We start from the raw sequence: 4,320 nt of genomic DNA, 5'->3' as shown, positions 1-4,320 counted from the left end.
CTAACATCGCCTTTATCAAATACTGGGGCAACCGCGATCAAGTCTTGCGCCTCCCAGCTACTGGCTCAATTTCAATGAATCTGGAAGGGCTGGCCACGCGTACCCGTGTTACTTTCGATGCGGCGCTCAAACAAGACCAGCTTCACATCAATGGAAAGCCAGCCGATCCGCAGGCGCTCAAGCGGGTCAGTGAGTTTTTGGCGCTGATTCGAAAACAGGCTGGCATTTTCTGGTTTGCACGGGTTGATAGTGAAAATAACTTCCCGATGGGAACCGGAATCGCATCCTCGGCTTCGGCGTTCGCGGCGCTTAGCCTGGCAGCCAGCAGCGCGGCAGGATTGCAACTCGATGAAGCCGCGCTATCGCGGCTAGCGCGGCGCGGTTCCGGGTCTGCCTGTCGGTCAATCCCGGCGGGCTTCGTGGAATGGAAAGCCGGGCAGAACAAAACCGATTCATTCGCAACCTCCATCGCGCCACCCAATCACTGGAATTTAGTAGATTGTGTCGCCATTATCAGCCAGGAGCATAAATCCACTGGCTCCTCCGATGGGCACCCTCTGGCAAGCACCAGCCCCCTCCAGCAAATCCGCATCCAACAAACGCCGCAACACCTCGAAACCTGCCGACAAGCAATCATCAACCGAGATTTTGACGCCTTTGCGCAGATCACTGAACTCGATTGCAACCTGATGCACGCCGTCATGATGACCTCCAATCCCGCGTTGCTCTACTGGCAACCCGAAACGCTGGCGGTAATGCACGCCGTGCGCGCCTGGCGAAAAAGCGGCCTGTCCGTGTGTTATACGATTGATGCCGGGCCAAACGTGCATGTGCTTGGCTTGCAAGAAAATCAGGTGCAAATCATCGCGCGGCTTGAAGCGATTCCAGGTGTAAAAAGTGTCGTCTGCGCTTCACCCGGCGGCGCAGCCAGATTAGAACCCTGTTAGAAATAATTCCCCGCGGCATTCTCTACTACCCGCTCCTACCAAGTAGGGATATAATCTCAATAGGACCTACACACCCCTATTTTCGGGCTTTTTCTTGCGAAAGTGCGCAAGTCCTACTCAAATAAAACAAAGACAAATGGCTTCGGCAAGTGTTTCCGAAGTTATACTCGCAAGATACAAATTTCTCAACAAAGGTATTCGAATGTCCACAACCGTGATAATCCAACTGATCATAGCGCTTTCTACGCTGATCATTCTGCATGAAATCGGCCACTTTGCCGCGGCACGTTTATTTAAGGTAAAAGTAGAGGAGTTTGGGATCGGTATCCCGCCCCGCGCGCTGACACTATTTGAAGCAAAAGGCACCAAATACACGCTCAACTGGCTCCCCCTGGGTGGGTTCGTACGTCTCAAAGGTGAAACTGAAGAAGACGATGCGCCCGACAGCCTGCACGCTGCCAGCCCCTGGGCGCGCCTGGCAATTTTTGCCGCCGGGCCGCTGATGAACCTGCTCGCGGCTGTACTCATCTACGCGGTCATTTTCACCCAACTTGGCGCTCCCGATTACAGTAAAGTGCTCATCGTGGATATCCAGCCCGATTCACCCGCCAGTCAGGCCGAGCTGCAAATTGGCGACCTAATTATTAACGCAGACGGTTCGGAAATCAGCGGGGTTGATATGCTACACGAGATCATCTACGCCAACCTGGGCGAGAGTATTTCAATCAGCGTCCAACGAGAGGGCGAAATCATCCAGTCTTCTGTTATCCCGCGCAATCCACCCCCACCCGAGGGAGCCATCGGTATTGCCATGAGCAACCCAACTCGACCCATCACATTTTTCGAAGCCCTGACAATGGGGGGTGTTGCCACATATCAGGATATAAAACTCATCCTGACCTTACCCGCCGAGTTGATCCGCGGCTCTATCGACCCGGAAATGGCGCGCCCGGTTGGCTTCTATGGCATGGGGCAAGTGCTCGAATACGTCTATACGCAAGATTCCCCCGTGGCGGATTCCCCCATCAACCTGAATGTACTCAGCTTTTTCGCCTGGATCAGCATGACCCTGGGTGTGCTCAATTTACTGCCCATCCCCGCCCTGGACGGAGGGCGCATTCTTTTCATCTTGCCCGAAATTATTTTTCGGAAACGCATCTCCATGGAATGGCAAAGTATTCTCATCACGATCAGCTTCACGGCGCTGATCGCATTAATGCTCTATATCAACCTGCTAGATTTTATTAACCCCGTACAACTACCCCAATGAATCCACTTGCTTCCCCTGCTGAAATCTCTTTCTCTGCAATCTTGGATGCGCTGCTGGACCCCGAGACTGAAATTACCCAACAGCACCTCTTTCGGTTGTCAGACCTGGAAGGAGAAGATAAACGCAAATTCGACAAATGCTGGCCCCAGGTTGCGTTGGCGCGGCGGCTGGCTTTGCTCGAAGAAATGGAGCGCCTGGCCGAAGATAATTACCTGCTCTCATACGAAATTCCCTGCCGCTTATCGCTCGCCGATGCAGACCCCCAAGTGCGCTTTTTAGCTGTGCGCGGCCTGTTGCCCTATGATCCCGTTGATCTGCTGAAACAGCTCACTACCATGTTGCGTGACGATCCAGACGAAAATGTGCGCGCAGTTTGCGCGGCTAATCTGGGGCGTTTTATCTACCTGGGCGAACTGGATGAGATTTCTGCCGACAAGAAAAAGCACACGGTTGACTGCTTGTTGAATACAGCCCGCCACGAAGCATCTGAACAGGTACGCCAGCGCGCCCTTGAATCGCTGGGGTTTACCAGCAGCAGCGAAATCAACCGTCTTATCGAAGATGCTTACCAAACCGGGCAAGCCGATTGGCTCACCAGCGCGCTTTTTGCGATGGGACGCTCTTACGACGCGCGCTGGATTCCCAGCGTAATCACCATGCTCGATCACCAGATGCCCGCCGTGCGCTTTGAGGCCACACGCGCCGCAGGAGAGTTAGAAATTAAAGACGCCGCCGAACGGCTGACTGAGTTGCTTGAAGATACCAGCTACGACATCCGCATGGCCGCAGCCTGGTCATTATCGAAAATTGGCGGGGAGGGTATCAAAGAAATTCTGGAAGAATTACTCAAACATGCCGCGGATGACGCAGAGAGCGATTTCCTTCAGGAAGCGCTCGACAATCTGCTTTTCAACGAAGATATGGAACTCTTTGACCTGATGGAGTTTAGCGGCGAAGAGATGTATTCCGATGAATAGAATTTTCCCCACAACGCCGTTTCTTTCATGCTAAATTCACTCCCCACCTTATTTCTTAACAACCTAGTGCCCATCTTGCTGGTAGCCGGGATCGGCTACCTATTAGGGCGCTGGCTGAATGTGGATCCGCGTTCTGTTTCCAGAGTCGTTTTTTATGCCCTCAGCCCTTTTTTAATTTTTGATCTCCTCGCCAACAGCGAACTCAGCAGCAGCGATTTCCTCCGCATTGGCAGTTTCGCTGTCTTCCAAATTCTGACCTTAGGCATCGCCGCCTGGATCATCGGACGTCTGCTCAAGCTCGAAAGAAAACTCTTCGCTGCCACTCTGCTGACTGTAATCCTGATCAATGGCGGCAACTACGGATTATCGCTCAATTTATTCGCGTTTGGCGAAGCCGCCCTGGCTCACGCCAGCATCTATTTCGTGGTCAGCGCAATTGCCATGTATACCGCAGGCGTGGCCATCGCCTCGATGGGCACAATGGATTGGAAACGCTCGCTGCTGGAATTGCTCAAAACGCCGACGATTTACGGCGTAATCGTTGGCATGACCTTCAATAGCCAGAATTGGGAACTGCCCCTGTTTCTCAACCGCACCGTATCGCTGCTCTCCGACGCCACCATCCCCAGCATGTTGCTGGTCTTGGGCTTGCAACTTCAGAATAATACTCATACGTGGAATTTCAAAGCATTAGCGCTTTCGGCCAGTTTACGGCTATTGGCTGGCCCAGCGCTGGCTATCGCAACCGCCGGATTATTTGGCTTGCAGGGCGTCGCGCGTCAGGCGGGCATTCTCGAGGCCTCCATGCCCCCGGCAGTGATGTGTACCATCCTCGCCACGGAGTACGATGTTGAACCCGCGTTCGTGACCACAGTGGTATTTGTAAGTACGCTAGTCAGTCCACTGACGCTGACGCCATTATTAGCTTATCTGGGAGCCTGAAATGCGCCGCACAATTTTGGCGATCATCTTGATACTTGGAATCAGCCTGGGGATCAGCAACCCTGCACGGGGTCAGTCTGAGATGCAGATCGCGCAACCTCAGGTGACGTATACCTTTGGGGAATCACTCACCATCGAGACAGAGATCACTTCGGAGCTTCCCATCCAGGATGTAAAGATTTTA

5 protein-coding genes are annotated in these 4,320 nt (G+C 53.2%); all 5 read left to right on the top strand.

Going from position 1 to position 4,320, the window contains the following annotated elements; genetic code table 11:
- On the top strand, positions 1 to 947 hold a 947-nt coding region (gene mvaD, locus HN413_17580), incomplete at its 5' end, for a diphosphomevalonate decarboxylase (GenBank protein MBT3392212.1).
- Between the two features lie 202 nt (positions 948 to 1,149).
- Positions 1,150 to 2,217 carry a site-2 protease family protein gene (locus HN413_17575; GenBank protein MBT3392211.1) on the top strand — a complete coding sequence of 356 codons (1,068 nt, stop codon included), beginning with the start codon at positions 1,150 to 1,152 and terminating at the stop codon, positions 2,215 to 2,217.
- Entirely contained in the window at positions 2,214 to 3,194 is a 981-nt protein-coding gene (locus HN413_17570) for a HEAT repeat domain-containing protein (protein ID MBT3392210.1), read from the top strand. The genes HN413_17575 and HN413_17570 overlap by 4 nt, the downstream gene beginning before the upstream one ends.
- 27 nt (positions 3,195 to 3,221) lie before the next feature.
- Positions 3,222 to 4,136, top strand: a complete 915-nt coding sequence (locus HN413_17565; protein ID MBT3392209.1) for an AEC family transporter — start codon at positions 3,222 to 3,224, stop codon at positions 4,134 to 4,136.
- Between the two features lies 1 nt (position 4,137).
- Positions 4,138 to 4,320, top strand: a 183-nt coding sequence (locus HN413_17560; GenBank protein ID MBT3392208.1) for a hypothetical protein, incomplete at its 3' end; no start/stop codon positions are given.

This window comes from Chloroflexota bacterium (assembly GCA_018648225.1).
In the GTDB taxonomy this organism is placed as follows: Bacteria; Chloroflexota; Anaerolineae; order Anaerolineales; family UBA11858; genus NIOZ-UU35.
This window is presented reverse-complemented; position numbering and strand designations above follow the sequence as displayed.